The 21,832-nt window shown below is 39.8% G+C and carries 17 protein-coding genes and 1 other RNA gene; 8 read left to right on the forward strand and 10 right to left on the reverse strand.

Annotation, left to right across the window (positions count from 1 at the left end):
* Nucleotides 1–207: 207 nt before the first annotated feature.
* The 9 genes from OHT75_RS01065 to OHT75_RS01105 form a co-directional block, all read right to left on the reverse strand.
* Nucleotides 208–1,455, reverse strand: coding sequence for a tetratricopeptide repeat protein (locus OHT75_RS01065; RefSeq protein WP_264724518.1), 1,248 nt, complete (start codon nt 1,453–1,455; stop codon nt 208–210).
* Complete coding sequence (locus OHT75_RS01070; RefSeq protein WP_264724519.1) at nt 1,455–2,075, reverse strand: energy transducer TonB; 621 nt, start codon at nt 2,073–2,075, stop codon at nt 1,455–1,457. Before OHT75_RS01070 ends, OHT75_RS01065 begins: the two co-directional genes overlap by 1 nt.
* Nucleotide 2,076: 1 nt before the next feature.
* Nucleotides 2,077–2,481 carry an ExbD/TolR family protein gene (locus tag OHT75_RS01075; RefSeq protein WP_160053370.1) on the reverse strand — a complete coding sequence of 135 codons (405 nt, stop codon included), beginning with the start codon at nt 2,479–2,481 and terminating at the stop codon, nt 2,077–2,079.
* 13 nt (nt 2,482–2,494) lie between these two features.
* Entirely contained in the window at nt 2,495–3,022 is a 528-nt protein-coding gene (locus tag OHT75_RS01080) for a MotA/TolQ/ExbB proton channel family protein (RefSeq protein ID WP_264724522.1), read from the reverse strand.
* Nucleotides 3,022–4,377: a MotA/TolQ/ExbB proton channel family protein gene (locus tag OHT75_RS01085; protein ID WP_264724523.1), complete on the reverse strand. Its 1,356-nt coding sequence runs from the start codon at nt 4,375–4,377 to the stop codon at nt 3,022–3,024. The genes OHT75_RS01080 and OHT75_RS01085 overlap by 1 nt, the downstream gene beginning before the upstream one ends.
* Nucleotides 4,377–5,159, reverse strand: a complete 783-nt coding sequence (locus OHT75_RS01090) for a DUF3450 domain-containing protein (RefSeq protein ID WP_264724525.1) — start codon at nt 5,157–5,159, stop codon at nt 4,377–4,379. The genes OHT75_RS01085 and OHT75_RS01090 overlap by 1 nt, the downstream gene beginning before the upstream one ends.
* A gap of 304 nt (nt 5,160–5,463) precedes the next feature.
* Complete coding sequence (locus tag OHT75_RS01095) at nt 5,464–6,432, reverse strand: class I SAM-dependent methyltransferase (protein ID WP_264724526.1); 969 nt, start codon at nt 6,430–6,432, stop codon at nt 5,464–5,466.
* A gap of 87 nt (nt 6,433–6,519) precedes the next feature.
* Nucleotides 6,520–9,117 carry a TonB-dependent receptor gene (locus OHT75_RS01100; RefSeq protein WP_264724528.1) on the reverse strand — a complete coding sequence of 866 codons (2,598 nt, stop codon included), beginning with the start codon at nt 9,115–9,117 and terminating at the stop codon, nt 6,520–6,522.
* A gap of 696 nt (nt 9,118–9,813) precedes the next feature.
* A complete protein-coding gene (locus OHT75_RS01105; protein WP_264724529.1) occupies nt 9,814–12,258 on the reverse strand; it encodes a DNA polymerase II in 2,445 nt (814 codons plus the stop codon).
* An 80-nt stretch (nt 12,259–12,338) separates the two neighbouring features.
* On the opposite strand from OHT75_RS01105, the gene dinG reads away from it, so the two are divergent.
* The 6 genes from dinG (at nt 12,339) to OHT75_RS01135 (ending at nt 17,891) form a co-directional block, all read left to right on the forward strand.
* Entirely contained in the window at nt 12,339–14,414 is a 2,076-nt protein-coding gene (dinG, locus tag OHT75_RS01110; RefSeq protein ID WP_264724530.1) for an ATP-dependent DNA helicase DinG, read from the forward strand.
* An 8-nt stretch (nt 14,415–14,422) separates the two neighbouring features.
* Complete coding sequence (locus OHT75_RS01115) at nt 14,423–15,196, forward strand: TSUP family transporter (protein WP_264724531.1); 774 nt, start codon at nt 14,423–14,425, stop codon at nt 15,194–15,196.
* The gene (locus tag OHT75_RS01120; RefSeq protein WP_264724532.1) at nt 15,193–15,852 is read left to right on the forward strand and encodes a primosomal replication protein; all 660 of its coding nucleotides are present in this window, start codon (nt 15,193–15,195) and stop codon (nt 15,850–15,852) included. The genes OHT75_RS01115 and OHT75_RS01120 overlap by 4 nt, the downstream gene beginning before the upstream one ends.
* Nucleotides 15,853–15,861: 9 nt before the next feature.
* A complete protein-coding gene (locus tag OHT75_RS01125; protein ID WP_264724533.1) occupies nt 15,862–16,569 on the forward strand; it encodes a DUF2057 domain-containing protein in 708 nt (235 codons plus the stop codon).
* Between the two features lie 4 nt (nt 16,570–16,573).
* The gene (locus tag OHT75_RS01130; protein ID WP_264724734.1) at nt 16,574–17,485 is read left to right on the forward strand and encodes a histone deacetylase family protein; all 912 of its coding nucleotides are present in this window, start codon (nt 16,574–16,576) and stop codon (nt 17,483–17,485) included.
* Nucleotides 17,486–17,564: 79 nt separating this feature from the next.
* The gene (locus OHT75_RS01135) at nt 17,565–17,891 is read left to right on the forward strand and encodes a late competence development ComFB family protein (RefSeq protein WP_264724534.1); all 327 of its coding nucleotides are present in this window, start codon (nt 17,565–17,567) and stop codon (nt 17,889–17,891) included.
* Between the two features lie 39 nt (nt 17,892–17,930).
* Here the strand turns inward: OHT75_RS01135 and ffs are convergent.
* Nucleotides 17,931–18,028: signal recognition particle sRNA small type (ffs, locus tag OHT75_RS01140), an RNA gene on the reverse strand.
* 436 nt (nt 18,029–18,464) lie between these two features.
* Between ffs and OHT75_RS01145 the strand changes: the two genes are divergently transcribed.
* Both OHT75_RS01145 and OHT75_RS01150 read left to right on the forward strand, forming a co-directional pair.
* Complete coding sequence (locus OHT75_RS01145) at nt 18,465–19,166, forward strand: MtrB/PioB family outer membrane beta-barrel protein (RefSeq protein ID WP_264724535.1); 702 nt, start codon at nt 18,465–18,467, stop codon at nt 19,164–19,166.
* Between the two features lie 322 nt (nt 19,167–19,488).
* Nucleotides 19,489–21,684, forward strand: coding sequence for an OmcA/MtrC family decaheme c-type cytochrome (locus OHT75_RS01150; protein WP_264724537.1), 2,196 nt, complete (start codon nt 19,489–19,491; stop codon nt 21,682–21,684).
* Nucleotides 21,685–21,832: the final 148 nt, after the last annotated feature.

The raw sequence follows: 21,832 nt of genomic DNA on the forward strand, positions 1-21,832 counted from the left end.
CATCACTAAAAATATTGAAACTAGATACCCTATGGTATGTAGACAGATTATTGTGATTAACCAATATTGATAATGAGCGAGCACATAATTGAACTCGTTGTTTTGGGGCAATAAAAATTAGCACAATAACCGATAGTTTAATCAATACGAAAATTTATAATTTGCATAAAAAAAGCCCCTTTCGGGGCTTTTTAACTGAAGAACAGGTTATAGTGCAACGTTATGAATACGTGCTTTTTCTTTGATATAAGAAATATAACTGTTTGCGCTTCTAGCTGTCTTCTTATCTTTCGATGCCTGAACAGCACGATTATAAGCTGACTTATATTGCTTTAGACTTAAATGAACAAGGGCTAACTCAAATTGCGCTTCACCTGGATTTTCTATCCCAGAATCAAGTGCTTTTTCAAGTACAGGAATCGCTTCCTTGTATTTTTGGTCAAGGGACAAAATACGCCCTTGTTTCAAATACAACTCACCATCGTTACTTACAGCAGCTGCCTTACCGTAGTAACTGGCAGCTTCTTTTAACTCTTTCGCATTATGATAAAAACCAGCAAGAATGTTTAATGTCTTCTCATTTTCTGGTATTAAACCTGATTTCATGTGTTTTTCATAAATTTTAGCCGCTTTATAAGGCGAACCTTTTTGCGCTAAAAGTTGTGATAAACGAGTGATGTTGCCATCAGTCTCTAAGAAACCATTTTTATAAGCTAAGTCATAAGTTGCTAAAGAACGATCATAGTCTTCAGTCATCAGATAGAATTGTGCTAACTGTACCCAAAGACGTTTATCGTCTTGGAATAAAGGCACCATAGTCTCAAGGACTTTAACGGCGTCTTTATACTTTTTCTGGTTGAAGAAAGCAGTTAACTTCATCTGATATAAGTTTTTATCAGGTGCTTCAGCTAAAGCTAAACCTTTGTCTGCAACTTCAAGTACCTTGTTCCACTCTTTTAATTCAGTGTAAGCGATACCAATACGGCGATACATTTGAGAATCGGCCTTACAGGTAAACTCCATCCACTTATAATAGTATGGAATAGCTTCTTTAAACTTACGCTCTTGAAGTAACAAATCGGCATACAAACGCATTGTTGCTGCGTGATCTGTTCCACCAAGAATGTCAGCTTGAACAGCTGTTTTCAGGTACTTAATAGCCGTAGACATCTGGCCTTTTTCTGCATAGAAGTTACCTAACATACGATCGACATACGCTTTGTCGAAGTCGTTCTTAGCATTCGCTTCTAATAATATCGAAATAGCCTGGTCTAAATTGCCTTCAGTATAAGCTTCAAAGGATTTTTGAACCTTTTTAGCCGCACTTTCGCCAACAGCACGAGATTGACGTTTGTCAATTTCACATTTTTCAGCTGCAGTTGCGTTGCTCGCCAACAAAGTACTTCCACAGACAGAAAGTAGTAGTGCTGTTGCTATAGTTGTAACGTTACGCATTATCTACCTCCCTTCTCTAATGTAAAGTCTAGTTGAACAGTCATACCAGGTTGTTTTAATGGCTTGCCATCAACAATTTTAGGCTTATATTTCCACTTCTTTAATGCACGAATTGCTTCGCGATCAAATAAGCGCTTTGGTTCAGCCTTGATAACAGAAACGTCATCAACACCACCTAATTCGTTAATGGTAAACGACAGTTGAACCCAACCTTCCTTACCATCACGAGCTGCAGCAATAGGATATTGAGGCTCGATACGAACAATAGGTGTAGCATCACCATCACGAGTCATCATATTACCAAGCTTAAAGCCTGTAGATGCTGAACCCGCTTCAACACCACCCATATTGAACGACATATTCGTATCAATATTGTTTGAAGCATCTGGAGGTGTAGTATCCGGCTTCGGTGGTTGCTCTGGTGGTGGTGGTGGCTTAGGAGTCACCCTTGGTTTCTTCTGTGCCTTCGAATCCTGCTTATCCATCGTAATTTCAATAACAGGGGTCTCAGTCGACTCATCGTTGCGCTGTGCACCGCCGCCGACTAAGAATGCCATGAAGGCGAACAGACCAAAAGTCACTGCGGCACCAATGATGATTGATACGAGTGCTCTTAGCATATTACTCATTCCCCGCTGATACAGAAATTTTGTCAATACCGGCAGCTTTAACGTTATCAAGCACTTTAACCACTAAGCCATGCTGAGTGTCTTTGTCTGCTTGAATAAGAACAGCTGCTTCTGGTGCTTCAGCTAACATACGCTCTACGTTAGCTGTTACACGCTCGATATCAACCTGACGGTTTTCCATCATAATTACACCAGTTTTACTGATGCCAATAAAGATGTTTGCCGATGGTTTAGACGTAGCCTGTGACGCTTTAGGCTTGTTATAGTCTAAGCCTGATGGCTTAACAAACGATGTTGTTACAATAAAGAAAATCAGCATGATAAACACGATGTCTAGCATCGGGGTCATATCAATTTGAGCTTCCTCTTCCATACTGGAATGCTTCTTACGTGCCATGTTCAATCTCTCTCTAGTGGTGAGGCATGCTGTCTTTTAGCTTTTCTAAACTGATTCTCATTTTCGAGTCCAAACGGGTGCTAAAGAAAACACCTGAAAGAGCTGCTACCATTCCTGCCATTGTAGGCATTGTGGCCATTGAGATACCAGCCGCCATTAAACGAGCATTACTCGTCCCCTGAACTGCCATCACATCGAATACTGAAATCATACCGGTTACGGTACCTAATAAACCAATCATTGGACAAATGGCAACTAGGGTTTTGATTAACAGCATACGTGCATTCAAATCTTGCTTCGCTTGGGACACCCAAGCTTCACGGATACGGTGTGCATGCCAAGAGTGTGTTTCATCTCTGGCTTCCCATGCAGCAATAATAGCTTGATGTTGCTTCGGTGATATCCAATTTAGATACCAATAACGCTCAAGCATTAAAACCCACATTAGGAAAAGCACAGCTGCTACCAACCAGAGGACGTCGCCTCCGGAGGCCATGAAGCCCCTGACGGAATCCCATATGTCCATCAGGATTAGCATCATTAGTCAGCCCTCTTCTCAGCGTGCTCTGCAATGATTCCGGCGCTTTGTTCTTCAAGAACTTGAACGATAGATTTGCTACGTGCAACAACTACAGCGTGTAATAACATTAACGGTAATGCAGCGATTAGACCTTGAACCGTTGTGATAAGTGCCATAGAGATACCACCTGCCATCAATTTAGGGTCACCTGTACCGAATAACTGAATAGATTGGAAGGTTGCAATCATACCGGTTACTGTACCTAAAAGACCCATCATAGGTGCGATAGCTGCAATAACTTTAATGATAGAAATACGTGCTTCTAAAGCAGGCGTTTCTTTTAAGATAGCTTCGTCAAGTTTTAACTCTAGAGTTTCAACGTCAACATCTTTGTTATTTTGATAAACTTTTAAGATGCGACCTAAAGCGTTGTTACCTGGGTTATCAATGTTCTTACGTTGACTGTTCACTTTACCACCAATGATAGTAAGAGTGATTAAACGTTCAACTGCAATCAACATACCTAATGCTAATAAAGCAAGAATGATATAACCAATTGTTCCACCTGCTTCTAAACGATCTTCTAAGCTGGCTTTGTTAGTGAAGATGTTCAATAACACGCCACGGGCTGGATCGATATAGAAAGGAGCTGTACCTGAAGAGGTATTTTCCCACGAACCTACAGCACTGACTTGATAGCCTTCAGGTTGCTGTGATAACTGTTGAATTAAACCTAATTCAGGTTTGTATACAACATATTTACCCTCAGCTGTTAAGTTGAATGGACCTACACGATGAATAGTAGTGTTAGCAACGTTACCGTCAATAGCAGTTACTGAACCTTCGAACTTAACCACTTTACCAGATTCAACCATTTCGAATAATTGAGCTTCCCAGAATTGTTCTAGTTCTTCAATTTTCGGTAATGATTTGCGCGCACCTAAGTCTGCGATGAATGCATCACGACCTGGATACTGTGCACTGATATTAGATGCAGAAAGCTTACCAGCGAAATCGCCCGCTTCACCTTTAACAACACCGAACATTTCACCCAAGTCACCTTGAGCTGTTTTTAAGTCCTCTTCTAACTGAGCAAGCTTACGCTCGTTATCTAAAAACGCTTGGTTAAGATCTTTACCACGTTGTTTTTCTGCTGCTAGAGCGTCTTTTTCACGTTTTAGTAAAGATGCTTTATCGCCACGTTCAGCTTGGAATTCTCTTTCACGCTTAGCGTTTGTTTTGCCTTCGTTAGCACGGTCAACTTTCACTTGTTGTAACAGTTGGTCAATAGTTTTTGGTGCATCTGCAGCAGAAACCATACCGGCTGTTAAAGAGAAAGTTGCAGCTACTAGCGCTGATGTAATTAACTTCTTCATTATTGTGCAGTCTCCGCAGCTGGAATTGGTAATGCGAATAGGTCTAGAGCGCCTTGCTTACGAGCAATACGAATACCTTTGGTAATGTCGCGTAAATAGCTGTCTTCTAACTTGTTCCAAGTTTTAGCGTCAGCGTCATACATCCAAGCTGTTTTTTGATCTAAGCTTTGCGCATAAAGAGCTACACGACCTAGGTTAAAGAAATCAACTAACACTTCTTTACCATCAAGGTTTAGCTTACCAGTGTGAACTGCAACGAAGTTACCGTATTCACGCTCAATGCTGTATGCATCGAGGATTAAACGGTATTTTTCAGCTAAGGTAACTTCAGCTGTGTTAAGAATGTTTTTTAAGTTTTCAACACGTTCTTTACGAACTTCAGTGTTGAATGGTAAGTCTAATTGAACAAACTGTTCTAAGGCTTCAACCATTTTAAACATTAATGGCACAACGCCTTGACGTAAACGGTCAACACCGTTGATATCATTTTGGATTGCATCCATTGAATTTTGTTGATCAGCTACCAAACCAGCGACGTAGTCATTATAAGACTTCAGCGATTCACGCTCATCAGCAACACTGCCGTACTCAAACAACATGTCTTGAGCTTGGTCAAAATATTTGTCAACTTTTTGTTGTGACGCTGCAGAATCTGCGTGAATTTTGCTGTCCGCCTTTTGCACATCGGCAAGAGGATTTGCAACTACCAAGTTGCTACTAGCTAATGCCAGTGCGCCAACAAGTGCAGTAGCGATTTTTGTTCTATTGCTTACCTTGGACATAGTTCCCAACCAATTTGAAGTGAATTAAAAAAGTGTAGAGTGTATAACTGTAAACGTTTGATAACTGCGTTAATAAATCGTTAACAACTATAAGTCTATCTTTCTCTTGTGATTGTTAGTTTTTCTTCCCTTTTCTACACCTGCTAAGGCATAGACCCGCTCGCATCATTTCACAAAATGTTGACCTGTGTCAACATTTGGGAACATCTAAAAGAACTGGAAAGATGTGTTAATCTGCCATTTTAATTTGAAAGATTATTTTCTATACATTTAGTGAGTATTTTTTGATAATTACAGCCTATCGTTAAGGTTTTTTATCTGTATTATCTTTTTGTAGAGACAATATATAAGCAATAGGTTCTCCACCTTCGACAACCATGTCGGATCTAAGTACTACAAGATTAAGCTTGCTAGCTTCACATAAAATACTATTCAATTTTTGATTATCGACAGCCGCATTGATAAGCTCACATAGCCTTTGCTTTGATGATGATATTTCTTGTTCGATGAAGTCGATAAATTCATTTTTTCGACTCACAGGCCAAAACATGCCTTGCGTGAAAAATTGACCTACGTACATCATCAACTCACTTTCTTTTGCTGTTGATTCATCAGTTTGCACAAGAGATTTTATATCTTTATTAATTTGATGTCTGAGCGCTTCACACTCTTTATTTTGTTTTATTTTAATAACATCATCATGCGTTTGAACCTCACCCATTGCCACAATAAGCTTGCTCATATTGCCTAATAAACTCTGCACGTAAGGTTGAGTGATAAATTGATAAATCTTTTGGTTGGCCTTTAAAATTCTTGAGTCTATATGATGCAAAACGAAAAGACATTGTCCTTTTATTTTTAACACCCTAGCGATTTCTGACAATGTTAGTAATATCGAAGAATATTCTATTCCAAATTGTGATATGCAAAAATCAAATGTTTCTGACTCAAAAGGTAAAACTTCGCAATTGACTCCAGATATCAATTTAATGTCAATATTGCTATTTGTATGTCTGTTTGGGTCAAGATTAACCTGAGCCTGATCTACGGCAATAATTTGCCCATTGGTATCATGCTGAGATAAACAATCTTGAATCAACAAAGGTAATGAAGCGTTTCCCGTGCACAAATCTAACAGATTAAAGTTTGCAGGTAACTTAGTTGCAAATGTTTCCCATATGACTTTTAACTCTCCTTGATAATTCTGCTGTAATTCTGAACCAAATGAAGTCACATAACCTTGCTTCCAATAGTCAGACCAATGTTGAGTCATACCCCCACCTACAAATGCTTAATTTTTGAATATAAAAAAGGCTCACTAGGAGCCTTTTCAATTATGACAAATTATATTTCTCTAAGATTAGAACTTAAGAGTATAACTTGCGCGGTACTCACGACCATAGTTGTTATATAGGTCAGCATTGTCAAATGTACCAGCTGAACTTAATACTGGGTCTTCATCTGTTAGGTTGTTAATACCTAGTAAGATTGAACCAAAGTTACCAGCATCATATACATAGCTTAAGTTATGAATTAACCAAGAATCTAAGTGACCAGTATCATCATCTTCATACGTAGAATCAGTGTAGTTAGAGTTCCAAGAAACGCTGTGATCACCGATCATGTAGTTTAAGGTAATGTTAGACTTAAAGTCTGGTGAGCCATTCCAACCGGCAATATCAGTTGCACCAGAACCACCTTCAATTTCTTGTTTATACTCAAGAACGAAGCTGTTGTTCCAGTTTACACCGAAATCACCTACACCAGTTTCAAACTTAGCATTTAACGCTACGTCAACACCTGTGATTTCTAATTTGTCACCGTTACCATAACCAGTACCGACTTCATTTGCACGACCTAATGTTCCACCTGGGCCGTTAGGAGCACGGTTAACATAGAAAGTTTCTGAAGTTGGTAAAGTACCAGCATCAATACCACGCATTACGTTAGTGATTGAACGACGGCTAATAACATCATCAATGTTTAAGTTGAAGTAATCAACTTTCAAACCGATGTCATCAACGATATCCCAAGCAACACCAAAGTTAACATATTCAGATGTTTCAGGACCTAGATCTTTGTTAGCACGAATATAAGTATCAAACTGACGTGAAGCACAATCAGCATCTGAAATACCGTTAGATTGACAGAATGGGTAGTCGGTACCAGTATCAGCACTGAAAGTAGTTGCTGCATATAACTGGTCTAATGAAGGTGCACGGAATGCTTCTGAGTAAGATGCACGAACAACAACATTATCAAGCGCTTGCCAACGAACAGAAGCTTTAGGCGCTACGTTGTTACCAAAGTCTGAATAATCATCGTAACGAGCAGCTAAGTTTAATTCTACGTCATCAATAATTGGTAATACGGCTTCATAGAATGCAGCCCATACTTGACGGTCGCCACCAGCAGAGTTACCAGCACTACCACCAATTAAACCAGCTTCAGATTGTGCATCATACACTTCACTGAACTGTTGATCGAAGTACTCCATACCGAAGTAATGAGCTACCATACCACCTGGTAATTCGAAAGCATCAAATCCAATACCACCGCTGTACTGATCAAATGTAGCGCGACCTTGAGTTAAGGTTGTCGCTTTCATGTTGTTAATGCCGTCTTCTGAACCTAGATCAATACCATTTTTTTGGTTATAAGCAAGGCCAGAGTAGCTTAAGTAGTACTCACCGATAGATTTGTTATCAGCGATATTGTGGTGATAGTAAACTTCCCACTGCGCGTCATTTAGTGCACTGATGGTACCACGTAAACCTGTTAGGTAATCTTGGTTATAATCGTCAACATTACCATCACGCGTACCAATACCTACCCAACGGAAATAACCTGTAGTTTCTTCGCCAAATGGGTTGTGTGGGTTGGTAGCAGACATGTTACGCCAAGGTGCAGCTGGAGGAGCATAACGGCCGAATGAATTGTTTTGGGTCACCATTGCACGACCAAACCACTCGATATCTTCTGCAATTTCATAATTAGCATCAACATAAACTGTATTACGGTCAACAGATGCTTTGTTATATGAAACGTTTGCATAAGCATACATACAATATTCTGAACCTGGGCTCCAATCTGTATCAGCTTTTACTTTTGCGAATACATCATTACCGTATTCATTAATTAAATCATCACATAATGGAGATGCTGCTGCTGAAGAGAAATCAGGAGCGGCAACTGTAGCACCATAAATACTCCAACCTGGAGTATCTACATATGCTTGTGAATTTGCGTTAAGTGCTCCTGCGGCAGTGTAATCACGATCCGCATCAGAAATACCTTTACGATCTTGATGGTCGAAGGAGAAAGTAATGTTACCTTTATCCATTTGATAACCAGCAACAACTGAGAATTCTTTACTTGTTAATCCGCCGTCTCTTTCACGAGAACCGCCACCAACGTTAAATTCAATACCTTGATAGTTCTTTTTCATGATGATGTTAACAACACCAGCAATCGCGTCAGAACCATAGGTAGAAGAAGCACCATCGGTTAAAATTTCAATACGTTCAACAGCAGCCATTGGAATAGCGTTTAAGTTAGCTGATGCACCACCAAGTGTTGGTGAACCAGGAAAACGCTTACCATCGATAAGTACTAAAGTACGGCTTGAACCAGCACCACGTAAATCGATAGTTGCTTGAGATTGAGCAGAGCTACCAGAACGTTCAGAGAACGAACCAAATGAGTTAAGGTTACTGTTACGAAGAGCATCAGCAACGGTAAAGTTACCTTCCATCTTCATATCTTCAGTAGTGATTGTTGTTACTGGCGAAGCACCTTCTAAATCACTACGCTTAATACGTGAACCTGTTACTTCAATACGTTCAACTTTTGCGCCATCTTCTTCAGCAGCGAAAACTGCTGGAGCTGTAAATGCAGCTGCTGCTGCACCGCTAACAAGTGCGAAGCGCACTGACTTAGCTAGTAAATTCTTATGCATTGTCTATCTCCCTGGACATATTTGTCTTTCTTATAATTCCAACAGTTCATTAATTGACATGCTGGTTAATGAGAATATGTAACAATACGAGTTACAAAGTCACATTTACAGCGCAATAAAATCACATTTGAAACAAGTAATCAACAATTGATACACCATAAGCGCAAAAGTTAATCAAGTTATCAGCTTCAAGCTGTTAACTTTTTTGGACATTCAAGAGAGAACCAAAGAAATTACCAATAAAAATCATCAATTTATATTGATTTGCAAATTTAACAGCTTAAAAATAGCAACTTTAACAAAATAACAACACACGTATTACCATGGCTCAGCATTTTGATGAGTTAAGCAATTACAAATGTTAATTTTTAATTTTTAAAATAATCTTTTTTTTACTGATAAATGGTTAGGGCGGTTTTATCTTTGTTAATAAATTATGCATTAGGCTATTTTGTGTCAGGCAATCACAAAACAACGTCGTTTAGCCCACTAATCAATTGAATCTTCATATGCAATGACTGGAAACACCATTAACTTGTAAGCTTAAAACCCACTAAGGTAAAAAATATAATGGTTTAAACCTATCCAAGAGGTGACGATTAAGAAGAGAATTTTAACTAACAGCCTTCATCGCTAATCCCCCATCAAATTGCGTTTTGTGATGCGTTAGCAAATTAACTTTGGAGCAGAAAAGCATTAAATTAATAACATTTGCCCATGGGATAAATCATCATAACTCAACCCCAATAGGGATAATATCGGTTCGGCAATAGGCTTTATTTGCTTATCTATGTAGTAGTCATAATCTAATAACCAAATTTTATCGCAAACAGGCTGAACACCAACTGTCGTCATCACGTACTCAATAACCGTTCCTCTTTTCAACCAAGTATTATCTTGTTGATATTCAGCCATAAGTTTTGCAGCTTTGATATGAGGTGCTGATTTAGCAGTGTAATCTTCAACATTTCTTTTTAAGCGCTTTTTTAATACTAATTCAGCATCAAACGCTCCCTGTTTTAACAACGCGACCTGAGATTGTAAAAACTCACTCACATCTTGTTGATTAAAAAAACGTTGATATAACTGATATTGAATTCGTTTTGAAAGCGGAGTCCAGTCGCTTCTTACCTGTTCCATGCCTTTAAACACCATTTCTGGCTTAGAATGTTTATCCAGTTTTAACCCTACATAGCGTTTTTTACTGCCAAGCTCGCTGCCCCTTAACGTCGGCATAATGAACTGGTTAAAATGGCTCTCAAACTCTAACTCAAGAAAGCTCGTTAATTGATATTCAGAGTCACACCATGCGGCCCATTTTTGGGTAATTGCCTCTGCCATTTGCCGGCCAATCAAATCAGCATTAATTTGCAGTTCATCACCCAGCCAAACGAAAGTAGAGTCAGTGTCGCCATAAATTACTTGGTAACCCATTTCTTCGACCCAAGCTTTTGTCAGTTTCATAATTTGATGACCACGCATGGTTATTGAACTAGCAAGTTTAGCATCATGAAAAATACATCCCTTTGATCCCAGAACGCCATATAACGAATTCATAATAATTTTAATGGCTTGCGATAAAGGTTGGTTTTGACTTTTTTTAGCCAACTCCCTTTGCTCGGCTAAACTGGCAATCAGTTTAGGAAGAATGGGATTGTTACGATGAAATTTCGCGCCTAAAAAACCCTCCACAATCTCATCAGAATCGACATCTGACTCAGCAATTTTTAATCCTTCAACTAACCCTTTGGGATCGATTAAAAAAGTGCGAATAATTGATGGATACAAACTTTTGAAATCCAATACCAAGACATTTTTATAATGCCCCGGGATAGAGTCCATCACATAGCCACCTGGACTTTCTAGTCCGTTACTGGCTGGCATTTGCGGTGCAACAAAGCCACTACGGTGCAAATAAGGTAAATATAAATGATAAAATGCGGCGATGGATGCGCCGACTCTGCCAAATTCCAGTCCAGTAAGCTTGGCGCGTTCTATCGCAAAAGGCAGTAATTGCGTTTTTTCAAAAATATCCCATACCAATCGGCAATCAGTCAGGTTGTAATGGGCGAGTTTTAGTTTATCAGTAATAAACATGTCGCTAATCTCACCACCACGATTCTCAACATGTTCAATCGCTTTTCCTTCATCTAATAAGGCTCGTGAGACAAACTCAAGTGAAAAGCTATCAAACTTATAAAAGGCAGCTTTAAGCCAATCAATACCATCGAGAACGACTCGTCCGGGTAAATTTAAGGTTTCTGGGCGATATTTATCCTCTACTTTCCATGATAACGCGGTGTCACCTCGACCAATCAACAGAGGAATATGATGAAGCTGGCAGCGTTTAAATAACAAAGCTAAATCGAAAACAACCACAGCCCAACCGATAATAATATCGGGGTCGAACTCACTAAACCAAGCAATTAGCTCATGCAATAAAGCCACTTCATCGGCAACCCAAATGATGTATTCCTCAGCATCTGGATAATCATTTGCCGTACCAATCATGATGACACGTTTATAATCAGCCCCATACAAGCCTACAGAGTACAGCTCACCTTGCATGCTGCACTCAACATCCAGTGAAATGACTTTGAGATTAAAGTCTTGCTCTAAGGCATCTTTAACAACGGCTTGATTATTTTTATTCAATAATTTAGCCGGTAGCGCCCTTCTGGCTCTTGAGGCATCTAACTTTGGTAAATTGATTAAACTTTCAGCCCAAATGCCTTCAAACTGAATATCAAAGGCAATGAAGCGTTCAATTAAATAACGTTGCTCAGCGCGTATATCCGTTTCATATAAAGCGACACCAATGTCATTCGCCACGCGCTGAAGTTGCTTTAAAGCAGAGCTGGTTTTGAGGTAAATACCGCAAACGCTTTGATGTTGAAAGTTGCACATGGCCAAAGAGGCCACTCTTGCTTGAGTTAGAAAAGGCGTTAACTTATCAATGTCAATTTGCCGACAAAAACACACCAGTTCTTCATTATGTAATTCAACTAACACAGGACCTGTGCCAGTTTTGACATAATATTGCAGCACTAACTTTCCTTGGCGATAGCTCGCGTGGCGTGTTAATACCTGCCCTTCAATTCGAGTTAATGTTTGATTGGATGATAAGAGTTTTGTGTTCAATTTGATTATCTGTTTTAAGCATTAAGATTCACTGTTATTATGTACAGCATAAATCAGTCACAGCAGAATACATACTACTCATGCTAACCGATAAGGTAAAAACGCAAATTCGCACCATCTATAAAGACATTGCTTGTGCAATGCCGCAGTTTCGTTCACGCCGGGAACAAAACTATATGGTGGCAGAAATTTCTAAAACCTTAGCAGGTGAATATGATAAACAGCGTCGTATCATTGTGGTTGAAGCCGGTACAGGTATTGGTAAATCCCTATCTTATATTTTAGGCGCGATACCTTTGGGGATCGCCAGTAAAAAGAAAGTATGCATAGCGACAGCAACCGTTGCCCTGCAAGAGCAATTGTTACATAAAGATCTGCCCTTTTTTTTGCAGCATTCAGGCTTGGATTTTAAATTTGGTTTAGTGAAAGGCCGTCAACGGTACGTGTGTTTAGCCAAACTAGAAGCTATGATGGGTTCGCAAGATGGCTCGCAAATGGCCATGTGGCAAACCAAACCAGATCAGAGCCAGGTAGAGCAACTGCAAAAATTACATCAAGATTATCATCAGAAAAAATGGAACGGTGAACTTGATAGTTTAAAAGATCCCATTCCAGATTTTTTATGGCAACAAATATGTTGTGACAAACACAGTTGCCACCGTCAAGTTTCGGCTCACCATCATTGTCCATTCCATAAAGCCCGAGAAGATGTCGATACTTGGGATGTATTGATTGCTAATCACAGTTTATTGTTTGCCGACTTAGAATTAGGGGGAGGCGTTATCCTGCCCGAACCTGAAGACATGTTTTATATTATTGATGAAGCGCATCATCTGCCTATTGTTGCTCGAGATTTTTCTAGCGCTCAAGCAACGCTGAGAGGGGCATGCGACTGGTTAGATAAAGCCACTAAAACCTGTAGCAAATTACAAAACCAACTAAAAACCAACAATATTATTGCCCCGGTTCAAGCCATGCTGGATCATATTACCGAAATGGTCAGCCTACTTAATCAAGTGGCGCATTTTTGCGACACTCAACCTCAATTTTTTGCCAATCCTGAAACAAGATGGCGTTTTGAGCACGGACAACTGCCGCAATCATTAACCATTCAATCAGAAAACTTGGCAACTGCCACGGGCAGCGGGCTCAAGCAATTTAATAAAGTCGTGGCAGTATTATCTGAAGCCATCAAAGACGGTGAAGTACCAAAGCATCAATCGGAAGGTTTGTTATCTGAAACAGGATTTATTCTGCAACGCCTGGAAAACCTTAATAAATTGTGGAAAATGATTGCCAAAGAAGACAGTAAAAAAGGTGCTCCAACCGCAAGATGGATTGAACTGATTACAGGAAAGCAACAGGATTACCTCGTAAGCGCCTCCCCGATTGAAGTAGGCTTCATGCTTGAATCTATGTTGTGGCAAAAAGCTGCTGGGGTGGTATTGTGCAGTGCCACTTTAAGAGCCTTGAATAACTTCAACCATTTTGCTCATCAAGTGGGCTTAAGTACCCATGATGGTAGCCGCTTTTTAGCCCTTCAATCACCATTTGATTATGAAAATAATGCCACATTGTTTATTCCACAAATGGATAATGAACCCACAGACGATGATTACACCGCTGAATTAGCAACACAAATCATCGCATTAATTGATGGTGAAATGGCATCTTTAGTGCTGTTTGCATCCTATTGGCAAATGGAGAAAGTTGCTGAACTTGTTGAGGGAAAAATCCCCGCCTCGCAGCTATTTATTCAAGGCACTCTGCCAAGGCAACAAATTTTAAGTCAACATAAACAGCGTTGTGATGAGGGAAAGCCTAGTATTATTTTTGGCACGGGAAGTTTTTCTGAAGGCTTAGATTTACCCGGCGACTACCTTACTAACTTGATTATTACTAAATTGCCTTTTGCCGTTCCAACATCCCCTGTAGAACAAGCCCACGCAGAATACGTTAAAGTGAAAGGCGGAAACCCATTTTTACAATTAACCATCCCAGATGCTTCGCGCAAGTTAGTGCAAAGCTGTGGTAGATTACTGCGTAAAGAGCAAGATTATGGTCGGGTGACTATTTTAGACCGTCGTTTAGTCACTAAGCGTTATGGAAAATCATTAATTGATGCATTGCCGCCTTTTAGGCGTGTGATTGAGTAGGTACATTTTTGGAACTATTGTTAGACCCTAACCACCTTGCAATTTTAGCGATTATAGGTGTTATTGCAGGATTTATAGACGCTATTGTTGGCGGTGGTGGATTATTATCTATTCCAGCATTACTTGCGATGGGGATCCCTCCACATTTAGCTTTAGGCACCAATAAACTAGCAGCCTGTTTTGGTTCTACTACCTCTAGCTACACTTATTATAAACAACAATTATTTACGCCTATGTTTTGGAAAACCAGTGCCATTGCCACCTTCGCAGGAGCCATTTTAGGATGTGGGCTAGTTTTTTTACTCAAAGCAGAATGGCTTGAAAAGTTATTACCCTTACTGATTATCAGTATTGCTATTTATACGTTATTCAGCCCGAAAGCAATGGGAGGCAACCATTGTGTATCTCCCCGAAAAGCGCCCTCTAATACTCGTCAAGGATTACAAGGATTAATCTTAGGTGGTTATGATGGTTTTGCAGGGCCTGGAATAGGTGCATTTTGGACCGTTTCATCTATATCACTGCATAAATTACCGCTGCTCGAAAGCTGTGCGCTTGCCAGAGTGATGACGTTGATAAGTAATATTACCGCCTTAGTCATTTTTGCCTTTCTTGGTCAAGTTGATTGGTTATTAGGCTTGTGGATGGGTGTGTGTATGATGGCTGGCTCCTTCATCGGAGCCCGCAGTGCGATTCGATTTGGGATTCCATTTATCAAGCCACTATTTATCATTTCTGTTGTTAGTATTGCGACTCATTTAGCATGGAGTGCTTGGGTATGAACACCCAACAACTACTGTTAACGTTGAAGCAGCAACTTGATCATATCGAACAAGAAGTCCTTCAACATGATCAACAACTCGCACCACAGCAGAAAAAAACGCTCGAACACGTTGAGCGCTTTAACCATAATCTGTTTGTACAGCAAGGCGCACAATTATTGCCGTGTGTTCAACAACTACGAAAAGATGTCTCCCAATTAGAAAAACAGTTAACCCTAAAGCTAACCAAAAGCACTATTGAACTCAGTTGCCAACGCATTCAAGATAGGTTTACCGCACTAAGACGGGCATTGTTAACCACTGGGTTGAACCTAAAATCGGCCGAACAGAAAAAAGCCAGCAATCGGGCTCGATACGCGAAAAAACAACAAAAAATGCAAAACAGTGAGTTTGGTTGGATTGCAACTCATGTTATGTATAACAGTCATCAGCTTTATGAAGAATTGAACAAACATGTCAACTGGGCTAAAAAGTTTGAATATAAAATTCAACAAATGGAATCAAATCTAGAGTTATGTCATGCTGCTGACAAAATTAGATTGCAAAATGACATCCTTTTAATGCATCGTCGTTTAGGTAAATGCCGCCAAGCTATCAGTTATATTGAAGAGCGGATACAACACTTTGAGCGTCCTCGCCAAAGTTTTAATCGTTAAGGAGCAACAATGAAATCATTCGTCACCACCGGTGCTATTATGGCATTGCTATCATCAACGTCGTTGATGGCAGCTAATCTCACTATTCCTATGTCTTTTGAATATTTAGCGCTGGATGGTAAACAGATTGAAACAAACATGTTTAGCCACAAATCTGATTTATCACTGGACAATGGAAGTCATAAAATCGCCATCAGATATCATGATATGGTGGAAGATGATTTCAGCGACAGCCAAAGCTTTATCAAGTCAGCCCCGTTTATCGTGACATTAAATGTTGATGCCGATGTCAATTACACGTTATCAGCTGCCGATGGTGATGTAGTTAAACGGCCAAAATCTTTTGCCAAAGACCCAAAAATCATAATCACGCGAGAAGACAAAGGTGCGGTCAATTACACCGTTGAACAAACGAATTTTGAAGAAGGATCGTTTCTTACCAACATTTTTAGTGGCAATAAAGGTGATAACGTTGATGCCTTAGCGGTCAATGCTACTGGAAGTGACACCGCGACCGCCGCAGCTGTTCAATCAGCAAAACCTGCGGTATCTGCCACTGTTGCGGCAACGGCGGTAGCCACCAGTGAAGCCAATACAGCTCAACCAATTAAAGCAGATAACCCAGCCCAAGCTGAGCAAATGCTACAGTATTGGTGGTTACAGGCAGATGAAAAAACCCGCAAAGAATTTATGGGCTGGGCAATAAAGCAGTTGTAATGGGATCATGAAACTGCCCTTTGTCTATCACGCCAGCTATTCTCAGTTGGCGTTACCCGCTATGCACCGCTTCCCTACCGCTAAATACCAGCAATTATTTGAGCATGCTATTCGAAGCGGCTTAGTTTGCTCAAGTAGGCGTTACCAAGCTGAAAAAATAGATCTTGAGCTTATTAAAGCAGTACATGACCCAGATTATGTCAATGCTTTTATCAATGGAACCATTGACTCAAAGGCACTCAGGAGAATTGGTTTTCCTTGGAGTCAGCCTTTAGTCGACAGAACCCTTCATGCAATCAATGGCACCTTGCTAACCTGCAAACTGGCCCTAGAACATCAGATAGCCGTGCACTTTACTGGCGGATATCATCATGCTCACCATGAATATGGAAGTGGCTTCTGCATTTTTAATGACTTAGTCATTGCGGCTAATCATCTTATTGAAACTGAAAAGATTGATACGGTACTCATATTTGATTGTGACGTCCACCAAGGTGATGGCACGGCAACCTTATGCCAAAACAGACCAAACATTATTAGTTGCTCGGTACATTGCAAACAAAATTTCCCTTCCAGAAAACCGCAATCAGATTACGATATTGAACTTGATAAAGGATGTGATGATAACGAGTACCTTGATCACATTAGCAGCATATTGAAATATTTAATCCAACTACATCGACCGGATATGATTATTTATGATGCCGGAGTGGATATTCATGAGGATGATGATTTGGGTTACTTAAATATCTCAACCCAAGGCATTCTTAAAAGAGATAAGCTAGTATTGTCTGTAGCAAAAGAACAAAGCATCCCAATTGCCGCTGTTATAGGGGGTGGTTATAGTCGTCAAGTTGAAGCCTTAACCCTACGACACAGTCAATTGTTGATTGCAGCAAATCAGGTTTGGGTGTAAAAATAAAACAATGAACAACATAGCCAGCCTGTGAAAGACCGCAATTGCAGAATAAAAAACATTTCAATGGAGTCACACAATGCACTTAGAATTCCGTAATTATTATGAAGTCTTACTGTTGGAAATCTTACGCGACGAAGGATTGATGGATGAGCTGCCTGAGGACTATTTGGCAGATCTTTGCTGCGTAACCTTAAATCAATTGCCAGTTAGGTACATTAGGCACCTAGTGGATACTTATTTCTTCGAAGATTATAACGAACTCAAGCAAATGAAAACTGAAATAAGTTGTGCATTAGAGCGTTCAAGAGCATTTTTGAAAGCCAATTTACAAAAAAGATTAAAAGAAGAACAACAAAAGCAAAAACCACAACAATCAGTAATGCAGTTAAAACACACTGAATAAATTCTGCAAAGTAGAAGCAAGTGAGGGAGTTTGGAGGCTCCCCTAGAGCCGACACCCCGGCACACGAGTCGCTTGCTGCGGTTGCTCCCTTCCGGGCCTGGCCGAGTTCACAAGTTATCGTTGCGGGGGGACCCTAGGGTCACCATAGTTTTCTAAAAAAGTTGAAAGCTTATCTAGAACGCGGCGATTATCCCTTAACGCATCTGTGCAATCAACCCCTAAAGACGGCCTTTTTTCGTTTTGGCAACTAGTTGCACAATCATTGCCCAATTTAATAATTTCAAAGCACGTCCCAAAACATCTTCTATACTTTATTTACTGTAACTTTAGCGGCGCGAGAGTTGCGCTTTTGTGTATGTATCTCATTGATTGCTACGTCATACTCATCACAGTAAATAAGTACTCAAAAACAGCATAGGAATAGAGTACGCAACAAGGCATAACAATTTAATAAGCTGTTGTTTTAAAATTAAAATATTTAATATCGCTGTCGAATATTCTCACAAATTTGAATAAGTTGTTATTAATACAAGATGGCTATAATGATGAGTATCACTAAAAAGGAGAATGTTAATGAGCCGCATCTTACTTGTCGCATTCACCTTCTGCTCAATGTTAGGTATTCATCAAGCCAGTAATGCAGGAGAGTTTGAAAACAATACCTATATAGAATCAACAGACCATTTTATGCCGTCTCAGCAAGCTTTTGGGCATGCAGAAGCTGACACAATGTATTTTTCTCCATCAGTGAGCATATTAAGCAGTAGCGAATCCTATGACATCGATGAGCATTCAACTTGGCAGGCATTACCTGCTGCACACATTGGCATAAATGCACAGTGGCAACCATCAACACAATTCAGCCTTAACAGTTTTATAAAACATCAACAATATACCGCTTATCCAGCTGCATATGCATCACATCATGCAGTGTCAGAACGGCAGCTAGAATACGCCTCAAACCACCAAGAATATACTGTGTTAGGCAGCGAAGTGATCATGCACCAACTATTCAATAATAAGCTCATTATTGGCATGAATTATCAAATGACCCTACCTCTATTGGCGCAATCGAACACATCAAACCAACAACTTAGAACCTATGCAAATTTCCAGCTCATTGAAAATTTGAATTTACATTTAGATTGGATGATATCTGCAAACTCTTCACCTTCATCACAAAATTGGTTTACTCAAGGTAAATTATCAAAACCCAAGAGCATTAATGAGATTTATTCTCAATTAGTACTCTTTTCAGTAAGTTACAAAATGTGACCAAAATCACACATCTGAATTTTGACCATAAAAGAACACATTTCTGTCAATCTCAATGACCATATTTTTGCTAATGTTATTGTTGAAAAAAGTTTCAAAGAAAACTGATATCTTTACAAATAAACAGTTTAATTTAGTAAAAAATTAACATATGACGTCAACATCATCGTTAAAGCTCTACTACTAAAGGAATAGATGGACATAGTTCACAACTCTTGCGTCCTCTCGCTGAGAAAGAGTCAGAGGTTAGTTAAACTGTCTATGGGTTAAAACCAAACACTTAGGGATGAATAACCTTAAGTGATAATATTGCAGGGAAAATATGATGAAACGATTTAATTTTAATGCAGCAGCTAAAGCTGTTTTTAGTGCAGGGATTTTATCCTTTGCACTAGCAGGTTGTGGAAGCGATGGTAAAGATGGTGAAGACGGCCCAGATGGCCCAATTAGCCTTTCTGTCGGAAAAGCATCAAGTTTACACGTTACGATTAACAATACCGATATCACCGATGGTGTAATAAAAGTTAACTTTACCCTTGAAAATGCTAATGGTGTAGCGATTACCGACCTTGTGACTTATCCTGGCGTGGACACCTTAGGCTTGGGTATTGCTAAGCTTGTTCCACAAAATGGCAAAGGCTATAAAACGCCACAATGGATAAACTATAACAACAAAGTTGTCACTCCAGTTGCTGCAGAAATTCCACCAGGATACGAAGATAAAGCGGGCACTCAGATCCAAGCAACGATTGAATCAAGCTGTAAACAAGCATGTTTAACCACTGAAGCACCAGGACAATATACTTACACCTTCAATCTTAACTTAAATAACTTAGAGCCAATTGAAGGTTTAGATCTGACTTACGATGAAACGTTAACTCACCGCATAACGATGGAATTAAGAGCTGATCAAAATACCAATAAACTGGTCAATACTCACTTTGATTTTTCCCCAACGACGGGTGAAGCGGTAAGCGAAGAAGAAAGTCGCATCGTTAATTCGCTTGAACAATCATGTTTACGTTGTCATAGCGATGATTATGATCATGCTTGGGCACCAAAACTCATTCTTCATGGCGACAAGCGTTTTGCATTAGAAAATTGTCAAGTTTGTCACACTAACTATTCAGCTGACCCAGAAACGGGTAGCCCAATTGATTTTGCTTACATGGCACACAAAATCCATAAAAGCGATTATTTAATTGCTGGATATAAAGGAAGTGTGCACGACTATTCAAAAGTGACCTTCCCTGCCGATCTATATGACTGTCAAGCTTGTCACCAAGATACAGAGCAAAGCCCTCCTGATACCGATAACTTTAAGCACCATACGGCATTAGCATGTGGCTCATGTCACTCTGGCTCAACCGATCCTGCTCAAATCAAAAGTGACATGCATGAAAAATATATTGGCACAACAGATTGTACGACATGTCATGCTGATCAAGGCACACCAGGTGCAGCACATCACTTTACAGATTCGGTCGCTAAACAAAATGCACAAGATAGTTACAGTGCAAGTTTAGTCGCGAATAGTGTTAGCTACGACAAGGCCAAACAAGAGCTCAGCTTTGACATTAAGGTGACGGACACTAACGAACAAAGTGTGAGTAGCCCTAATTTAGATGCGAGACTATCGCAAAGTAATTTAATGCTTGGTTTTGGTAATTCAAATGATTTTGAAGCGGGTTACAAAAAAGTCGAGTTACTAAAACAAACTCCAATTAAGTCGGAAGACGGATTGTTCAGTTACGTTATTTCAGGAATGGATTTAGCTGCTGACGCCACGCTACCTTCTACAGCTGTTATCACGACAAAAATGTGTGTCGACAGAGATACTTTACAGGGTGTTGTTTGTGGTACTGGCTCTGACGAAGCAAGAAGTCCTGCAACGATTGTAGGTGAAATCGTGCCCTTTGATTTGTCAGGAACAGAAAATGTTACTGCACGCCGTCAAGTTGTCAGCAACGAAACATGTGCAAACTGTCATGATGGCAAATACTTATCTAAGTTTGGCGGAACCAAAATTAAACATGATGGTTCTTACACAAACTTTGAAGGTGAATGTCAAATGTGTCATAACGCGACCTACTCTAGAGGTAGTGGCAAATCAATAGTCGAACATATTGATTTTAAAGTTCGCATTCATGCTTTACATGCTAATAAACGTAAGGGACAAGAATCTGGAGCAGAAGATAGAATCACCTTCCCTTCGCATTATGGAAATTGTGCTACCTGTCATGATAAAGGCCAGTTAAGCATGAAAAACCTTGATGAAGTTCCAGCAACCCAAACAACTGATCCCGAGTTAGGCAGAGTAGAATTCTCGCCTACTGCAGCAACGTGTATCAGTTGTCATGGTGTTAAAGAGTCCATCGTTGCGCATATTCGCTCAGAAGGTGGTGCAGCAAATGATCCTGTCGGAACTTATGTCCCTGGCTCAGAAACATGTGCGACTTGTCACGCGGAAGGCAAAGCCTTTGGTGTAGATAAAGTTCATCCTGTTATTTTTAAATAACGGTTTACAAGAGAGGAGACATTGTCTCCTCTCTAGCATTTCTAAGTACCCCTTTAGGAATAGTTAGAACAGAGTCACACATTCACCCTAGGATTAAAGATTTTTAAACTCAGGTGCAGTAACCTTATTGATAGGAATACATTTTCCA

The organism is Shewanella subflava (assembly GCF_025971955.1).
GTDB classification, from domain to species: domain Bacteria; phylum Pseudomonadota; class Gammaproteobacteria; order Enterobacterales; family Shewanellaceae; genus Shewanella; species Shewanella subflava.

What these genes read in the sequence shown, in the direction of transcription:
- OHT75_RS01065 (WP_264724518.1), bottom strand. Translation starts at nt 1,455, where the DNA reads ATGCGTAACGTTACAACTATAGCAACAGCACTACTACTTTCTGTCTGT.
- OHT75_RS01070 (WP_264724519.1), bottom strand. Translation starts at nt 2,075, where the DNA reads ATGCTAAGAGCACTCGTATCAATCATCATTGGTGCCGCAGTGACTTTT.
- OHT75_RS01075 (WP_160053370.1), bottom strand. Translation starts at nt 2,481, where the DNA reads ATGGCACGTAAGAAGCATTCCAGTATGGAAGAGGAAGCTCAAATTGAT.
- OHT75_RS01080 (WP_264724522.1), bottom strand. Translation starts at nt 3,022, where the DNA reads ATGATGCTAATCCTGATGGACATATGGGATTCCGTCAGGGGCTTCATG.
- OHT75_RS01085 (WP_264724523.1), bottom strand. Translation starts at nt 4,377, where the DNA reads ATGAAGAAGTTAATTACATCAGCGCTAGTAGCTGCAACTTTCTCTTTA.
- OHT75_RS01090 (WP_264724525.1), bottom strand. Translation starts at nt 5,159, where the DNA reads ATGTCCAAGGTAAGCAATAGAACAAAAATCGCTACTGCACTTGTTGGC.
- OHT75_RS01095 (WP_264724526.1), bottom strand. Translation starts at nt 6,432, where the DNA reads ATGACTCAACATTGGTCTGACTATTGGAAGCAAGGTTATGTGACTTCA.
- OHT75_RS01100 (WP_264724528.1), bottom strand. Translation starts at nt 9,117, where the DNA reads ATGCATAAGAATTTACTAGCTAAGTCAGTGCGCTTCGCACTTGTTAGC.
- dinG (WP_264724530.1), top strand. Translation starts at nt 12,339, where the DNA reads ATGCTAACCGATAAGGTAAAAACGCAAATTCGCACCATCTATAAAGAC.
- OHT75_RS01120 (WP_264724532.1), top strand. Translation starts at nt 15,193, where the DNA reads ATGAACACCCAACAACTACTGTTAACGTTGAAGCAGCAACTTGATCAT.
- OHT75_RS01125 (WP_264724533.1), top strand. Translation starts at nt 15,862, where the DNA reads ATGAAATCATTCGTCACCACCGGTGCTATTATGGCATTGCTATCATCA.
- OHT75_RS01135 (WP_264724534.1), top strand. Translation starts at nt 17,565, where the DNA reads ATGCACTTAGAATTCCGTAATTATTATGAAGTCTTACTGTTGGAAATC.
- OHT75_RS01145 (WP_264724535.1), top strand. Translation starts at nt 18,465, where the DNA reads ATGAGCCGCATCTTACTTGTCGCATTCACCTTCTGCTCAATGTTAGGT.
- OHT75_RS01150 (WP_264724537.1), top strand. Translation starts at nt 19,489, where the DNA reads ATGATGAAACGATTTAATTTTAATGCAGCAGCTAAAGCTGTTTTTAGT.